Below are 17,426 nucleotides of genomic sequence, written 5' to 3'. Positions count from 1 at the left end.
AATCGAGAGCCGGCTTAAGAGCTTTGCTTACTCAATTGACCATAATATAAATCACTGTAAAAGCCTTTGTGAGCCAGCAGCTCATCATGAGAACCCTGCTCCTCCAGACGGCCATCCTTCAAGACCAGAATCCGGGTTGCCTGACGAATGGTATTCAGCCGATGTGCGATGACGAAACTTGTTCGACCCTGCATAAGCCGCTCCAGTCCTTCTTGTATCTTCATCTCAGTAATGGTGTCGATGCTGCTGGTTGCCTCGTCGAGTACAAGAATGGAAGGGTTGGCCAAAATAGCACGGGCAATAGCCAGCAGTTGTTTTTGCCCTTGACTGATGCCGCTGCCGTTCGCTTCCAGCACCTTGTCGTATCCGTCCTTCATCCGCATGATAAAGGAATGGGCGTTGGCCAGTTTCGATGCTTGTTCAACCTCCTCATCGGTGGCGTCCAGTCTGCCGAAACGGATATTTTCACGAATCGTCCCCTGAAACAGGAAGGAGTCCTGTAGCACAAATGCCATGCGGGAGCGCAAGCTTTCACGCTGTATGGTGGTAATATCGCGTCCGTCCAGCGTAATCGTGCCCTTGTCGGGGCTATAGAATCTAGAAAGGAGCTGGATCAGTGTCGTTTTTCCTGCCCCGGTCGGACCGACCAGCGCGATCATTTCACCAGGTTTGGCTTCAAAAGAGATACCTTCCAGCGTAGCGCTTCCCTCATCATAACCGAAGGAAACATCCGTAAACCGCACCGCCCCCTCTACATGCCCTACTTCCACTGCACCGCGTTCATCCTTGGACTCTTCATCTTCATCCAATATTTCAAATACACGCTCAGCTCCGGCAATGGCGGACAGCAGGGTGTTCCACTGGTTAGCCAAATCGTTCAGCGGTCTGGTGAACTGGCGGGCATATTCTACGAATACAATAATTGTACCTATAGTAATGGAGCCGCGAATGGCCAAAATCCCACCGATCCCCGCTACAATAGCAAAGCTTAGATTATTCAGTCCATTCATCAGCTTCGGTATAAAGCCTGAAATCGTTTGTGCCCAGAAGCCCGACAGCCGAATACGGTCATTGCGCTCGCCAAAACCATGGATGACTCTCTTTTCCTGCGAAAATGCTTTAATAATCTGCTGCCCGGACAGCGTTTCTTCGATGTATCCGTTCAGTTCGCCCACATTCTTCTGGCGTTCCTTATATAAGGGCCCGGTGCGACGTGTAATCCAGCGCATCCCGGCAGCCATCAGTGGCACTACGATAAAGGTCAGCAGGGTCATCAGCGGGCTTAACCACAGCATCACCGTGAGTGTACCGATTAGCGTCAATATGCTCGAAAAAATCTGAATGGCGGAGCTGTTGAGCGTAGAACTGACATTTTCGATATCATTGGTCAGACGGCTCATGATCTCTCCCTGCTGACGTTTGCCATAGAAAGGAATCGGTAGTCGATGCAAATGTGAAAACAGATCGAAACGCATACGGTACACCGTCTCTTGGGCAATCTCAATCATCCAGATATTTTGCAGCCAGGAGGTCAGCGAGTTCAGTAGATATACAGCCCCTAATCCGATGAGAAAATAAATCCACGTGCGTCCACCCGGACCTTCGAGAAAATCATCCACCGCTACACCAACCAGATATGGACCCAGCAGAGCCAGCCCGGAGCTGAGCAGCACCATGAACAGTACCAGCATCAGTTTGGCCTTACGACGAGCCAGATAAGCCCATATCCGTCCTAAGGTGCCAGACCAGTTTTTCGCTTTGGCCTTGCGGCGTCCTTCAGCTCCCGCCGGATTTCGCAGCACACCGGACGGCGGTGTAGGCTGACAGAACGGTTCAATGAGTTCCTTGAACATGCGACTCCTCCTTTCCATATTGTGATCCATAGATACGTCGATACAGATCCGAGCTATCCATGAGATGCTTATGACTTCCGCTTGCCATCAGACGACCCTCATCCAGCAGTAAAATCTGATCTGCCGATGCGGTCGAGCTGATTTTCTGCGTAATGAGAAATGTCGTACAGGACAGGCCATCGAGTGCATTCAGTAGTGCTGCTTCCGTCCCTACATCCAGCGCACTTGTGCTGTCGTCCAAAATCAGCACTGCCGGCTGGCGCACCAGTGCGCGGGCAATCGAAAGTCGCTGTTTCTGTCCGCCAGACAGATTGACGCCACGCTGCCCGAGCATCGTGTCATAGCCTTGCGGCAAGCGTTCAATCATATTATGGATTTGCGCCATGCGTGCGGCTTCCTTAATTTGCTCCAGGCTGGCATTCTCCAGCCCCCAAGCAATATTATCCCGAATCGAGCCAGTGAATAGCAGTACCTCCTGAGGGACATAGCCAATGGCCTCTCGCAATATGGACGCATCCAGTTCACGAGCGTCCTTTCCGTCAAAGCGCACATGACCTTCATCCTCTTCATAGAGACGCGTAATCAACTGCACAAGTGAGGATTTTCCCGAGCCAGTGGCCCCCATAATAGCTATCCGCTCGCCCGATTGCGCTTTAAAAGATATATCCTTTAGGACAGCCAGATCACTGCCCGGATAATGAAAGCTCACCCGGTCCATTTCCACCTGTCCCTCAATCCGTGTATGATGTGTTGAAACAGGCTCCAGCCCTTGCCTATCTTCATTAGATGTTTCCAATATCTCTCGGATCCGCCCCGTAGATGCAGTTGCCCGGGAAAACACAACAACGATACCTGATAAGGCAGACAAGGCTCCAATCGTCCGCAGTGAATAATTGACGACTGCGACCACCTGTCCTACACTGGCATCCCCAGTGGAAATTTGGCCGCGTCCGAACCAAAGTACTGCAATAATCCCTGCATTCATCGTAAACAAAATGAACGGCATCGTCGTTTCCGTCCAGCGTAGAGCGGACACCGTCCCTTTCATCAATTCACCTCCGTAATGAGCGAAACGTTCGATTTCATGCCGTATCCGTACAAAAACCCGGATGAGCCGGATTCCTGTCAGGTTCTCCTGAATCACTCCGTTAACGTCATCTAGGCGACGCTGGACACCCTTAAACAAAGTGACCGTTCGCCGCATCATCACCAACACAAACACAAACAGCACCGGGGCCATAACCGCCAATAATAGTCCAAGCCTGAAATGTACAACCAGTGCCATCACAATACTGCCGATGACTACAAGCGGAACCCGTGTCATAAACCGCAGGCTCATAAACACCGTATCTTGTACTTGCGTGACATCTCCGGTCAGGCGCGTAATCAGCGACGAAGTGGCAAAACGTTTAAACACAGGATACGAAAAGGATTGCACTTTACAGTACAGCTTTTCCCGCAAATCATAGCCGAAGCCCTGACTTGCATGTGAAGCAAAAAAAGAGCTGGATATCCCCGCCATAAAAGCGATAACGGCACTGCCCACCAGTACACTGCCCCATAACCAGACGACGGACAAATTCTGTTGCCGAATGCCCTCATCTATGATTTTGGAGATCAAATACGGCTGCGATAACTCTACCGTCAATTCCAGCAACATCATCACGAGCGCCGCGATGGCTGGAACCCGATATTTTTTTAGAAAAGAGAACATCATCCCCACAAGCATTCCTCCAATTGCCCATAGCCGTCCTTCCAGATCAGCGTGTAATGGTTACAAGATTCGAACCCGCCTGCTGTAAAACCATATATACGCACTTTATACAGCACTATATTTTATTATACCCTTCTGAACGGCTTCGTTTAACCAGCAAATTGGAGACTCCGGTTGCAGGAATTAACAAATATACAAAAAAAGCATTCCAGTCACAGTAACACTTACCGGACGGGAACGCCTTTTCGGTTATTTCGGCAGCTCTGCCGGATAATACTGCAGCCAGCGCCTTAAATCCGCGCTATGGATGACAAGCTTGGGATCTTCACCGACTAGGCGAAGCCGCTCCAGCAGGAACTTGATTTCACCGGAGCCTGCCTCGATTCCTTCCTGCTCCAGCATATATTGAACTGCACTTCTGCCCGAATGCTTGCCGAGTACGAACGAATGGTCAGTGCCCAGCTCGGTCGGATCAAGGGCCTGGTAGGCGGCGCGCTCCTTTAGCAGACCGTTGATATGTATGCCGGATTCATGGGCAAATACCATGTCTCCCACAATGGGCTTGCCTTCGGGAATGATTCGGTTGGAGGCTTGGGACACCAGTGCAGCCAGCGGGTTCAGCAGTTCGGGACGGACGCTGCAGGTTCCTTGATATAGGTCCCTCCACGACATCACCACCTCTTCCAGCGCCGTATTACCTGCCCTTTCCCCAAGTCCCAACACCGTGGTACTGGCCCAGACAGCTCCCGCCTGCAAAGCTGCCAAAGTATTGGCAAGCGCCAGGCCATAATCATTATGACAGTGAATCTCAAGCTCCACATCCTGCGGCACGCGCGATACAAACCTGTCTATACGGGCAGCTATGGCAGCAGGATGGTGAACGGACAGCGTGTCGGCATATCTGAAGCGCCGGATACCATCCCTGTAGAGCTGATTCGCCAACTGTTCAAGGAACAAGTCATCTGCCCTTGAAGCATCCTCAAAGCCTACGGAAATAGTCAATCCTTTACACTGACCGTAATCGACAGACTTGCGGATCAGTTCTGTCACCTGCTCAGGATTCATACCCAGCTTGGCCTTCATCTGCACCGTCGACACGGGAACCGAAATATGGGCCCAGCCGACACCTGTCGATTCAGCTGCATCAATATCTGTGAACACCGCGCGATTCCAGGTCATTAGCTTCATCTGAAGTCCAAGAGCAGCAATTCTGGCAATAGATCTGCACTCCGCCTTTCCCATTGCCGGAATTCCGATCTCAGCCTGCTCCACCCCCGCCGAGTCCAGCATGATGGCAATTTCATTCTTCTCCTCGGCCGAAAAGGCAACGCCCGGAGCCTGTTCTCCGTCACGCAGTGTTGTATCACAAATATGCAACTGACTCATCTGTATCCCCTCCCGTTCCGCAACACAGACAGCGTGAGTTGCGCTTGACCGCTATGGTACAGCTGCTCATATCCAGCACATTCATACGGTACATGCGGTCAGTGAACAGATTACCCGCATCTGTAATCCATTTGACCGCTTCCAGTGCAGCCATGCAGCCAATCAAGCCGGAGGTGGCTCCCAGGACCGGGAATCCCAGAGGTTCCCAAGGCTGTCCGCCTTCCGGGTAAAGACATTCCAGGCATGCCGTCTTACCGGGCTCAATGGTCATCAATGATACTTCATAGGCGTACATGGCCGCTTCTATCATCGGTCTGCCATGTCGAACACATAGTCTGTTCAGCGCATATCTTTCCGGAAAGTCATAACGTGCATCTATCACAATATCGGCCGCTTCTACCCATGATCCAGAAGATTCTTCTGTGATTCTGTGGGCGTGGCCCTCAAGCTCCGTCTCCGGATTGATACGATGCAAATGCTGTAATGCCGTCTCCATCCGTTCCTCCCCGATTCGTCCGCTGTCCATCAGCACCTGCCGGTTCATATCGGGCAGATGGATTATGCCCTCATGGGCCAATATCAGCTTTCCTACTCCGGCAGCGGCCAGGTACATGGCCGCTGTCCCTCCCAATCCTCCGATGCCTGCAACCATAACAGTAGCCTGCTTTAGCCTGTTCTGACCTTCTACTCCCAACAGCTTCAACTGGCGTCCGTATCTACTGTCTTCCAGCAGCTGTACCATTCGTCCACCCCCTCCATGTGCGGCTCCCGCCTTTAAGATATTCGGTCCGCAGGATCTTGATAACTTATAGGGTTGCTCTTCCTTACAGGAGAGCTCATGATTCGGCTTTGCCGCTGCCCTCCTCAGCATGCAGGATTTTGGCAAGCCACATGGGCGGATTGCGAGCCAGCATATTCTGGAGACGCTGGACCTGCTCCTCAATGGTGCTACCGAAGGCCACCTTCACAGGCATAATGGTCCGTTTGGTAACCTGTGCGGCGGCCGAAGCGCCAATCTGTACCAGGAAGATCAAGGTACAATCCTCGATCAAGCCAATTCGGCTGGCGATCTTGCCCGCCTCGTTCTCATCGCTCCCCAGGGCTATCCGCCGATGCTCCAGGAACTGGACGCCTGAGTGCCGGATTTCAAATACAGTGAACATAGGACTCTGCCCAAAATGAGCATTCACAAGCACGCCGTCTTCCGTCGCAAATGCAACCTTCATCCTCCCCTCCCCCTCTCGGCAAGCAATACATTGCCCACCTTATTCACCCACTCCATGGTTCCACGGTATCCGACGCTTACGGATGTGTGGGCGCCTAGCTCGTCATACACCGGCAAGCCTGCCGGTACGAATGAGGCCCCAGCCCGTGCCGCTCCCTTTCTCCCATGTGAATTGCTGATCCACAAATCAACACCCTGCGCGCTCTCCTCTGCATCATCCAGGCCACCGATCCAGACTTCCCGTTCTGTCTTTTGCAGTGCGGGCGTGCTGCAGGGTGTAATTAGCCGCTTCAGTTCCACTCCCATCTCCTCCAGCCAGGCTGCGGTCGACAGCATATGATCCGGTTCTAGCGCCACTACAGCCGAAGCGCCGGAATAATAGAAATGGGCATCCAGCATGCTGTCCAACAGATTTTCACGCTGCCAGCGAAAGCGAACGGGGGCTGGCTCGCGGCTGATCTTCTGCAGAAAATGTATGAACGCATCGCTCGCGGCCAAGCCAAACAGACCAGCGAACAAGTGGTAGGGAATGCCTGCGGCATGAGTCAGCCTGCGCGCCGGCCGCTCCATGCTCGCGCCAATGGCAATGGTACAGGAAGACTCCAGCATCTGGCAGGCTGAATCTAGCGGAGTCCCCCCTCTTGTCAAAGGGGAGAAGCCTGTCAGCAGGTGACCGGACAAGGAAGTGGAGATATCGGGGAGCGTAATAACCTCCAGGCCGAAGGAAGCGATAATATCCTTGATTTCCATGACATCTCCGGCAGTCAGATAAGAAGCTGGCAGCAGATTGACCTGCATCCGGCGCTGTTTTCTGGGGGACTTGCCTCCGGCCAATCCGAGTACAGCATCCATTAGGGACTCTACTGTACTACTGTAGCCCGTCTCCAGAGAGCCGTGAAAATCAGGCAGCGATACAGAAAACAGCAGACTGTCTTTCAAGGCCCGTTCTCGCTTGAACGCCTTTACCCTGGACTGAAAATCAACGCCTGCCACCTCGGTGAGGGCTGTGCTGATGACGCCGATGACATCTGGATGGTGTTTGGACCAGATATGATCCAGTGCCTCCTCCAGATTCCGGTCTGCATCAAATATAACGTCCATCTCTTGCAGCGCAGAGGTCTGAACGGCTATCGGCTCTCGAAAATGGCGAGTCAGCAGCGCCTTGGAGAAGGCCGAGCAGCCCTGAGCGCCGTGCAGCAAAGGCATTGAGCGATACATCCCCTGCAGAGCCAGCACGCCCCCCAAAGGCTGTCCTACCTTGAGCGGGTTGATACTGACAGGCTTCGTGGCGGATTTAATCGGCAAATTCCGTCTCCTCCTCCCATGGAGCTGGTTTGGCGGTCAGCTCCCACACCGGATGCTGCAGCGTATGCACAAGCTGTTTCGCCAGAGACAACAGCCCGTCATAGCCCGCATAGGCTTTGTGCCGCTCCTGATTGATGTCCACAAAAGGAATCTGTTCCTTAAGCGCCATATACATATTCCGGCCCCCGGCAATGACCATGTCTGCCTTGCGGCTCCGTACGGTTTTGAGAATCTGCCGGGCACCGCCTTCCGGGATGTATTCCGCATCATCCCCGATACGGTCAGCAATCCGGGATACATCCTCGGCAGTGCTCTTGTTCGTGCCTACACCTACCACCTTTATGCCCAGCTCCTGCAAAGCCGTAATGACAGACCAGCTCTTTACACCCCCGGTATAGAGCACTGCCCGCTTTCCTTTCAACTGCTTGCGATAGGGCTCCAGCTCCAGCGATAGCCTCATTTCCTCCCGTGCGGCCAGCTTATCCACCCGTCGCTCTACATCACGATCTCCGGTCAGATAAGCCATCTGCCGCAAGGAATAACTCGTCTCCTTTGCTCCATAAAATGAACCTTCAAAATAAGGAATGCCGTATTTACGCTCCATTTGGACTGCTAGGCCCAGCAAAGCTCGGCTGCATACGACCATGTTGGCCTTGGCACGATGCGCCCATCCCACCTCACGGAACCGACCGTCCCCGGTAATTCGGGACAGGATAGTCATTCCCGTCTGCTGCATCAGCCGCTCGATATGCCACATCTCGCCCGCAATATTGTATTCCCCGATGAGATTGATATCATGGGAGGTTGTCTGTTCCGGCTCGGTACTGCCGATAATATGCTGGAACAATACATCTCCGGCCAGCCGAGTCCCGAGATTCTTACTGCCCACAAATCCCGGACTGTTCACCGGAATGATCGGCGTCCCCAGCCGCTCCGATTCAGCCTTGCAGACCCCCTCGATATCTTCACCGGTGAGGGCTGTGACGCATGTGGTATAGACGAATACAGCGGGAGGAGCAAAACGGCTGACAATGTAGCGGATCGATTCATGCAGCTTCTGTTCACTACCAAAAATGATATCCTGTTCTCCAAGATCAGTAGTGAAGCCATACGCCGACAGCCCCGGGCCGCTGGACAGGCTGCCTCTGCTCTCCCAGCTATTGCCGAGACACGCAATCGGCCCGTGCACCAGATGAGCCGCATCTGCAATGGGGATCAGTGTAATCTGGGCCCCGTCAAAGGAGCAGCCACCCGAAGCCTCCCCCGGCACAGGCCGGGGACAGGGCGTGCTTTTGGGAATTTTGTTGCCGCAGGATACCTCCAGCCTTCCGTTAGACACAGCCGGCTCCATCCGCACACCCCCTTATTTCAGATAGAATCCATTGAAATCACAAGCCAAGCTGCCAACTTCCATCTACGCGATACAGCAATTAGCGCACCAAATCAAAGCTATGATCCGGAGCCTGCTCTTCCATGACATCCAGTACGGTATTCACGAATTGGGTAAGCAGATTCAGCGTACCCTGGTAGCCGATAATCGGATAACGATGTAGATGATGCCTGTCGAAGATCGGAAAGCCCACACGGAGCAAAGGAATTTTCGCCTCTTTCGCCGCAAACTTCAGATGGGAACTGCCAATAGCCAGGTCCACCTGGTCCTGGAACAGCAGCGAACGCATATGCCACAAATCCTGACCAGAATGAACCGTGGCTTCTGCACCGTAAGGGCTGGACTTCAGCAGAAGCTCTGCTTCCTTCTCAAATTTCCGGTCTCCATTGGAGCAAACAATATGCACCGGCTCCATGCCCAGCTCTAGACAAAAGCCAATCAGGCCGATGAGCATGTCCGGGTCTCCTGCCATAGCCACTCGTTTGCCGTGCAGATAAGCATGCGAATCCATCATGGCATCCACAACTCGAGCACGCTCCTGCTTCAATGCCTCGGGTATTTCTCTTCCGGACAGGCGGCTAATCTCCTCAAGCAAGCGATCTGTAGCCCGGATACCCAGCGGTGTGGAGATGGAGAACATCTGCTGCCCCCAGGTTTGCTTCATATAACCTAATGTTTTACGAAGAGAGTACTGCTGGATCGCCAACGTGCCGGCAGCATCTGCGGCCTTGGGCACATCCTCAAGCGGCGTTCCCCCGTAATAGTAGCTGTACTCTCCAGTAGCTCCTGAATCAAAATTACTGCTGTGGTCACCCAAAATGGTATACGTAGCGCCGAACATCCCCAGTATGCGCCGCATTTCCGCAAAATTTCCCGTATACCCGTCAAACCCGAGCAGTACATTCAGCTTCAATTCATGACCAGGCTGCGGCGTCCGGCCTGACTTGTTATACAGCGTCTCCAGCACAGAGCGCAGCATGGCATCATAGCCTGTAATATGTGAACCGGAGAAGCTGGGGGTATTGGCAAAAGGAACTGGCATATCCTCGGGAAGGGCTCCCTCCTGACGGGCATTAGCCAGGAAGGCAGACAGGTCATCTCCGATCACCTCTGCCATACAGGTCGTGCATACCGCAATCATCTCCGGCTGATACAAGGCAATACAGTTCTCTATACCGTCAATGAGGTTGCGCATGCCGCCGAATACGGCGGCATCCTCGGTCATCGAGGTGGAGACGGCAGGAACAGGCTCCTTGAAGTGGCGGGCAAGATGGCTGCGGAAATAAGCCGTACAGCCCTGTGAGCCATGAATGAACGGGAGCGTTTTTTCAAAGCCCAGTGCAGCCATAACCGCTCCCAGCGGCTGACAAGCCTTGGCCGGATTCACGACTACGGCTGTGCGGGCAAAATTCTTGTCCTTGTATTCCTTGGTCTTGGTGTACTCCAGGGTGTCGGTAACCTCCTCTGGCGAACAAGGGGCCTCGAAGGCTCGTTTCTCCTCACGCTGGCGCACATATTTATCCTGCCGAAACAGCTGATTGTGATCGACAATATTCAGACGCTCGCTCATACCGACACCTCCGCAGTCTGCCGGGACGGCAGCAGGCTCCAAACTGGACTGTTTATGGTCATATCCATATCACGTGCAAAAATCTGGAAGCCGTCAAAACCATGATAAGGCCCGCTGTAATCCCATGAGTGCATTTGACGGAAGGGAATGCCCATTTTGTGATACACGTATTTCTCCTTGACTCCGGCGCCCATTAAGTCAATATTCAGCCGCTGGGCCAGTTCCTCCAGCTCATAGGCAGTTGGATCATCGTACAGAATAGTGCCTTCCTTTACATCGGGAAATGTCTTCTCGTAATCATCCTTATGGGCAAATTCGTAGCCTGTAGCCACAATTTCCATCCCCAGATCCTCATAGGCACCGATGGTATGCCTTGCCCGCAACCCGCCAATCAGAAGCATCACCTTTTTACCTTCCAGACGTGGGCGGTATTTACGGATGACTGCCTCCATCTGCTGCATATATTGGGCGATGACCTGCTCACATTTTTCCTGAATCGTTTCGTCAAAACGAGCTGCAATCGCCCTTAAGCTCTCCACTGTCTTGGTCGGGCCAAAGAAGTTATATTCCATCCAGGGAATTCCGTATTCCTGCTCCATCGTTGTGCACATATAATTCATGGAACGATGACAATGGATCAGATTGAGCTTGGATTTATGGGCAATCCCCAGCTCATTGATCGTACCGTCACCCGACCACTGCGCTATGACCCGCAGTCCCATTTCCTCCAGCAAAATACGCGAAGCCCAGGCATCACCGCCGATATTGTAGTCCCCGATAATGGAGACATCATAAGGCCCGCACTCCTTTAGCTCCCGGCGCCCCATCAGAAAATCGCGGATAGCATCATTGGCAATGTGATGGCCCAGAGACTGACTCACCCCGCGAAAGCCCTCACAGCGTACGGGAATGACCGGAATGCCCAGCTCCTCTGTCATCTTCTTGGCCACAGCCCCGATATCATCACCAATCAGTCCGACCGGACATTCAGATTGCACGGAGATGCCCTTAGCCAGCGGGAACATCTCCTTGATTTCCCTGCAGATCACCTCCAGCTTCTTATCTCCGCCGAACACGATATCCTTTTCCTGAAAATTGCTTGTAATCTGCATAGCGGTAAAATTATTGATTCCCAATACCCCATTCGCATAATTACGTCGGGTACCCCAACTGTATTGTCCGCAGCCGATGGGACCATGGCTAATGTGCACCATGTCTTTAATCGGGCCCCATACCACACCCTTGGACCCTGCATAAGCACAGCCCCTTGCTGTCATGACGCCGGGTCGTGATTTCATGTTGGACTTGATGGAACAGGTCCCGCAGTTCACAAGCTCCTCATCCGCGATCTCAAAATGCTTGGTCCGGTCCTTCTTGGCCTTCTTGGGATATACCTCCAGTATCTCCTCTACGATCTGCTTACCCTTATCCACAATACTGCTCATTTGACCTATTCCTCCCTCCTGCGAGCTGCGCGTTCAGCTCCTCCCATCATCACACGATGATTCCGTCATTAAGCCTTCTGGCTACAGCCTACTGCCCGGACGCCTCAGCTTTGTTAATTGCGGTTTCTTCATCCTCAATAATGCCGAATTCCATCAATAGATCCTCCAGCTCTTCCATGGAAATAGGGGTGGGAACCGTTAGCATGTCATTATTCAAAATTTTACCTGCCAGCTCTTCATACTCCGCAGCCTGCTTATGGTCCGGGTTGTATTGAGTTACAGTCATACGGCGCAGCTCAGCGTGCTGGACAACATTATCACGCGGCAAAAAGTGGATCATCTGCGTGTTCAGTCTTCTTGCAAGCTCTGTAATCAATTCCGCTTCCAGGTCCGTATTCCGGCTGTTGCAGATTAAGCCGCCCAAACGCACCCCACCGCTGTTGGCATACTTCAAGATCCCGCGTGCAATATTGTTTGCAGCGTACATAGCCATCATCTCGCCTGAGCATACGATGTAGATTTCCTGCGCCTTCTTCTCCCGGATCGGCATGGCGAAGCCCCCGCACACGACGTCCCCCAGTACATCGTAGGATACGAAATCCAGCCCTTCGTAGGCCCCCTCTTCCTCCAGAAAATTAATGGCCGTGATAATGCCGCGCCCTGCACAGCCGACACCAGGCTCCGGCCCACCGCATTCCACGTTCAGAATGTCACCGAAGCCCTTCTGGACAACGTCCTCCAATTCCAGGTCCTCCACCGTACCCCTTTCAGCCGCCAGATGCAGCACAGTCTGTTGGGCCTTCGTATTCAAAATAAGACGGGTGGAGTCTGCCTTGGGATCACAGCCTACGATCATAATTTTTTGTTTGAATTTGGTCGCGAGTTGAGCCAGTGTATTCTGCGAGGTTGTCGATTTGCCGATACCGCCTTTACCGTAAAACGCAATTTGTCTCATATTTTCTCAGCCTCCAAAATGTTCAATGGGTAAATCCGAATGACTGCCCTTAACTCCCTTATTACGCTGACTTCCCTTATTGCTCTGCACAGGATACATATAACGTAGAAATTTTACATATTCCAGAACGGATTCCTCAATATCCCCGCCGCATACAATAGGCAGCACGCCAGCTTCCTGCAATGCCTCTTTGGGGGCCTCGCCTATGCCGGCCGACAGCAGCAATGCACAGTCATGCACCATGGAAAGGATCTCCTTCATCGTCTCGGCCTTGTCTCCATTGCAATCGGCTTTCCCGTGGCAGTAGGATTGCACCTTACGAATGCCTATGAAATTTACGATAATCCCGTCGCTTTCATAGATCATAAATTCCTTGGCACGGCCGAAATGCTGATTCACCTTCCCTCCGCCACGACTGGCCACAGCGATTAGGACTGGCTTTGAGGTAAAGCTCACTTCAGGCTTATCCCCAGATAACGGGCAGCTACATCCAGCCCCGGTTGACGGTTGTTTGGGGTGCGATTGTCCCTCCTTGCGTTCCATTCTCACTCTCACCTTCTCATCCAGTTCTTTCTGAAATTGTGCCCTTGCCTCTTCATCCATGGGAGGAGCAGCCGCAATGTTCTCCCATGTAAAATCCTGATTGCGATCCTCGCCCAGCAGTCCAATCGCATCCGCCCTGCACTGACGGCAATGGCGCATAATGACAGCTCCCGCTTCAGCACATTTCTCCTGCAGCTGCCGGACCAGGCGGGGACGGGGGGCACGCATCCCTTCCTGCTCATATCGGCTACCAGGTGCGATGATGAGCGGCATAATGTTGTGCAGCACTGCGCCGTGTTCCTTGACCACCCTGGCTACCTCCGGCAGATGGGCATCATTGACTTCGGGAATCAGCACCGAGTTCACCTTGCACAATACGCCTCTCGAAGCCAGCATCTTCAAGCCTGCCAGCTGGCGGTCAATCAACAGCCGTGCGGCCTCCTCTCCTGCATAGCGTTTTCCTTCATCGTAGACCCATCCATAAATACGGCTCCCCACCACTGGATCTACAGCATTGATCGTGATCGTGACATGCGAAATGCCCAGATCTACAATCCTGTCGACATGCCTGATCAAAGTAAGGCCATTCGTGCTGAGACAGAATATGACGTCCTTAACTGTCTCACGGACCCGGCGGAAGGTACCGAAGGTTGCCTCCGCATTGGCCAGCGGATCTCCAGGTCCCGCAATGCCGACAACGGACAGCTGCATCAGCTGTGCCGCTACGCCATAGGTCTTGCTCGCCGCCTGCTCCGGCGTAAGCAGTTCACTAACAACGCCGGGACGGCTTTCATTGACGCAATCGAATTTGCGGTTGCAATAATGGCACTGAATATTGCATGCCGGGGCTACTGGAAGATGAATGCGCGCAAAATAGCGATGTGCCTCTTCGTTATAACAGGGATGTCGTCTGAGGGTTTCTAATGCTAAGGGGGTTTCCGAGAGATCAGCCAAAGAGTCCATTCATTCCCTCCTCTCTACGTTATATTCCCTTACACAAACCTCTGTTTTGTCTGGAATATAATTACATCTTAGAGACAGGGACAAATACAGTCAATTCACTTCTCCATGAAATCTCTGTCATTTATCCTCATTTCACATATGTGTCAAATTTCACGTTAGGTAAGATATCACAACATTTACATGTGTGCGGTTACATTTTATATTCTCAATAACATCAAGACGTAAAAAAAGAGAGTCCGTAAATACGGCTCTCCTTTTGAGATAAGAAACTTTAATTTTTTATTATATATTTTGGGAAATAGTCTCCGCTTATCATTCCTTCACATCTATTTTCGTCCCATCGACTATCGTTCCATCGACTTCTTTTTCATCTACCTCTGCTGCCTCTACTTCATCCGCTTCGTCACTGCTCTCTTCCTCTATTAAGGCTTTTGGCGTGTAGAGCTTGGGAATCGGCACATTCGCCCAATCCATATCGGATGCAAAATAAAAGCTCGTGTAGGACGGCTGGTTATACCCGGTATTTTGACGCGCCACATCCGTGCGATACTGCGGATCATGCATCAACGTGTACAATTTATGCGTCGTAGGTTCTGTGCTCAGATAGATACGGATGGCTGAGCTATCCGCTGTACGGACGAGCATTTCCTCCCGCCAATCTCCGAAAATGTCGGCTACCAGCGATGGCGTTCCTTTCGTATAGTTGTTCGTTTTGGTTCCAGTGGCGGTCAACAATGTACCTCGTTTCCAATCTTCAATGGTTGGGGTTACATCAATTGCGCCGTTTACGATTTGTGTGGTCATATCGGCTGCCCATTTGATACTCATATTGGTACCCGGTATCTTCGTATCCAGTTGTTTGCCCGCTGCGGTCCACAGGCCTATGGCCCAGGTCTCCAGACCTCGCTGATCCGGGTCTATGTCACCGACCATTCCCCGACCTGTATCCTTGCCGGAATATGCGCCGTAAATGATTTCACCTGTTTTGGCATCCCGCAAAGAATAGCCATATGGAGCGTAAGTGCCACCTTCATGTACCATAAAGATTTCTTTGCCGGGGCGATCCGGGTCAATATCGGTTACATGCAGTGCATCGCCGTGCCCCAATCTGGCGGTTTGACCCGGAGTTGCACTTTCAGGAGGCATGACATCAAATGAGCTGTACAACAGGCTGCCATCATGGTCAATCGTGGCGGAACCGTATACGATTTCGTCCTTGCCGTCACCGTCCACATCCACCACGCTCAAAGAATGCGCTCCCTGTGTGGTCAAGGTGCCAAATTTCGGGTCCGTTCCATCACGCCCGTGCGGACCATCGTTAAATGGATTGGTCATTGGTGTCCAGCCACTGTCCACCATCCAATGTTTTTGGAGATGGCGACCATCCCATGTGTAGGTGGCCAAAGTGGAACGCGTATAATAGCCGCGTGCAAATACGGCATACGGCTTGCGGCCGTCCAGATAGGCCACACCTGCCAGGAAGCGGTCTACACGGTTGGCGGGTTCAATTCGGGCCATGGCGTAGTCGCCCCACATGAGGCCATCGTCATGACGCTCCGGCTCATAGCGGACGGTATCCAGCTCAGCTCCCGTTTTCCCCTTGAAAATTGTCAAATACTCTGGTCCATCGACAATAAAGCCCTCGAACTCTCTCAGCTTGTTTTTGTCGCTCCGTGATGGTGCATATACATCCATAAAGTAGTCTGTCAGGCTTTCCGCATCCTTTCGGGATAACGGATAACTGTACTTCGGAGCGATGCCAAAGCATTCCTCCAGCGTAGCAGGCCATTGTCCCTTGACCACTTCTTCATGCTTCGTCCAGTTCATGAACATGTTCACCACATGCTCATAATAATCCGAGCGACTCAAACGGTAATCATCCTCATGTGTGATCCCTGCTTTGCGATCCTCACGTGGCAGAGTAATATACTTTTCTTTTTTCGCCTTGCCCTTCTTATCAAAAGAAATTGTTTTGGTCCCTGGAGCCGTTTTGAACATCAGCTCGGCTTTACCATCGCCGTCAAAATCGTACACCATCATTTGTGTATAATGCGCACCTGATCGAATATTCACGCCCAGGTCGATCCGATACAGCAGCTTGCCTTCGGCCGTATACGCATCAACATACGTATTTCCGGTATACCCCTTCTGAGATACATCTTTGGAGTTCGACGGGTCCCATTTTACAAAAAATTCATATTGTCCGTCTCCATCCACATCCCCCACACTCATATCGTTGGCCGAATACGTATAGGATTCACCTGCGGGTGTTACCCCATCGGCAGGCTTTTGGAGAGGAAGTTCATAGTAACCCTGCTGCCATGGCTTCACTTTAGCGCTACGATCCTTTTCCCGCCCATTAACGACTGAAGCCACTCTGTATACTGATTTACCATTCCCTTCCTTATCCACATAGTTGGTACTGTCGGTCACTGTCGCAATCTTCTTACCGTCACGGTATACGTTGAAGTCCGCTCCTGTCAGCCCCGTTGAACCGTAACCGTTCACTTCTTGAGCCAATAACCGCCAGCTTAAAAAGACCCCTTCCTGCGTCACCGCAGCTACCAGTCCGCGATCCAACTTTTCCAGCTGAATGCTACCGCTACGGTTCTGTTCAACTGCAATGGCTGATTCCGCCTGTAGTGTCGGTTCGGACAAATCTTCCGCAGCCACTCCTCCAGTCGTGCCCGTCATCGCCAGCATCGCTGCCAACGCAGCGGTCAAGCTTCCCTTTCGCCATGCGCCTTTCCTTTGAGCCATTCGGGTCGTCCTCCTCAATAGTATTGTGATGACAAGCAAGTACGCCAAAATGATTGCGCTTACATAAATTAAATTCCCTATTATTATAGTTTTGCCGTTCCCTCAAACGCGTTTAAATATCCGAGGATTTCCCTACACAAATCCGTGTTGTTTACTCATTCCAAATAAAACAGCCCCCACCAAGGCTGTATGAAAACGGCATGTCGAGGGCTGAAGATAGGTCTAAATATTCGCATAAACGCAAAAGGAAATAAAAAACGGACAGTGGATTGTTCCCATTGTCCGTTTTCGTATTTTTCGCGCTAGTTACGGATTAG

At 52.1% G+C, this 17,426-nt stretch carries 12 protein-coding genes; all 12 read right to left on the bottom strand.

Annotation, left to right across the window (positions count from 1 at the left end; all coding sequences use genetic code 11):
* Positions 1 to 14: 14 nt before the first annotated feature.
* The 12 genes from MKY98_RS05525 to MKY98_RS05470 all read right to left on the bottom strand — a co-directional run bounded on the left by MKY98_RS05525 (position 15) and on the right by MKY98_RS05470 (position 17,109).
* The gene (locus MKY98_RS05525; RefSeq protein WP_069010340.1) at positions 15 to 1,853 is read right to left on the bottom strand and encodes an ABC transporter ATP-binding protein; all 1,839 of its coding nucleotides are present in this window, start codon (positions 1,851 to 1,853) and stop codon (positions 15 to 17) included.
* Positions 1,834 to 3,570 (bottom strand): ABC transporter ATP-binding protein, encoded by a 1,737-nt coding sequence (locus MKY98_RS05520; RefSeq protein WP_341011421.1) that lies wholly within the window; start codon positions 3,568 to 3,570, stop codon positions 1,834 to 1,836. Before MKY98_RS05520 ends, MKY98_RS05525 begins: the two co-directional genes overlap by 20 nt.
* A gap of 246 nt (positions 3,571 to 3,816) precedes the next feature.
* Positions 3,817 to 4,953, bottom strand: coding sequence for a homocitrate synthase/isopropylmalate synthase family protein (locus tag MKY98_RS05515; RefSeq protein WP_069010338.1), 1,137 nt, complete (start codon positions 4,951 to 4,953; stop codon positions 3,817 to 3,819).
* Positions 4,931 to 5,695: a HesA/MoeB/ThiF family protein gene (locus MKY98_RS05510; protein ID WP_069010337.1), complete on the bottom strand. Its 765-nt coding sequence runs from the start codon at positions 5,693 to 5,695 to the stop codon at positions 4,931 to 4,933. Before MKY98_RS05510 ends, MKY98_RS05515 begins: the two co-directional genes overlap by 23 nt.
* A 94-nt stretch (positions 5,696 to 5,789) precedes the next feature.
* Positions 5,790 to 6,179, bottom strand: coding sequence for a NifB/NifX family molybdenum-iron cluster-binding protein (locus MKY98_RS05505; protein WP_069010336.1), 390 nt, complete (start codon positions 6,177 to 6,179; stop codon positions 5,790 to 5,792).
* Complete coding sequence (nifN, locus tag MKY98_RS05500) at positions 6,176 to 7,483, bottom strand: nitrogenase iron-molybdenum cofactor biosynthesis protein NifN (RefSeq protein WP_069010335.1); 1,308 nt, start codon at positions 7,481 to 7,483, stop codon at positions 6,176 to 6,178. The genes MKY98_RS05505 and nifN overlap by 4 nt, the downstream gene beginning before the upstream one ends.
* Positions 7,473 to 8,834, bottom strand: coding sequence for a nitrogenase iron-molybdenum cofactor biosynthesis protein NifE (gene nifE / locus MKY98_RS05495; protein ID WP_069010334.1), 1,362 nt, complete (start codon positions 8,832 to 8,834; stop codon positions 7,473 to 7,475). Before nifE ends, nifN begins: the two co-directional genes overlap by 11 nt.
* A gap of 79 nt (positions 8,835 to 8,913) precedes the next feature.
* Positions 8,914 to 10,443, bottom strand: coding sequence for a nitrogenase molybdenum-iron protein subunit beta (nifK, locus tag MKY98_RS05490; protein ID WP_069010333.1), 1,530 nt, complete (start codon positions 10,441 to 10,443; stop codon positions 8,914 to 8,916).
* A complete protein-coding gene (nifD, locus tag MKY98_RS05485) occupies positions 10,440 to 11,888 on the bottom strand; it encodes a nitrogenase molybdenum-iron protein alpha chain (RefSeq protein WP_069010332.1) in 1,449 nt (482 codons plus the stop codon). Before nifD ends, nifK begins: the two co-directional genes overlap by 4 nt.
* An 88-nt stretch (positions 11,889 to 11,976) precedes the next feature.
* On the bottom strand, positions 11,977 to 12,843 hold the full coding sequence (nifH, locus tag MKY98_RS05480) for a nitrogenase iron protein (protein ID WP_069010331.1): 867 nt from the start codon (positions 12,841 to 12,843) through the stop codon (positions 11,977 to 11,979).
* A gap of 6 nt (positions 12,844 to 12,849) precedes the next feature.
* Positions 12,850 to 14,349, bottom strand: a complete 1,500-nt coding sequence (gene nifB, locus MKY98_RS05475; protein WP_069010330.1) for a nitrogenase cofactor biosynthesis protein NifB — start codon at positions 14,347 to 14,349, stop codon at positions 12,850 to 12,852.
* Positions 14,350 to 14,661: 312 nt separating this feature from the next.
* Positions 14,662 to 17,109 carry a rhamnogalacturonan lyase gene (locus tag MKY98_RS05470; protein ID WP_069010329.1) on the bottom strand — a complete coding sequence of 816 codons (2,448 nt, stop codon included), beginning with the start codon at positions 17,107 to 17,109 and terminating at the stop codon, positions 14,662 to 14,664.
* Positions 17,110 to 17,426 lie beyond the last annotated feature (317 nt).

The organism is Paenibacillus sp. FSL M8-0228, assembly GCF_038007385.1.
Classification (GTDB): Bacteria; Bacillota; Bacilli; order Paenibacillales; family Paenibacillaceae; genus Paenibacillus; species Paenibacillus polymyxa_D.
This window is presented reverse-complemented; position numbering and strand designations above follow the sequence as displayed.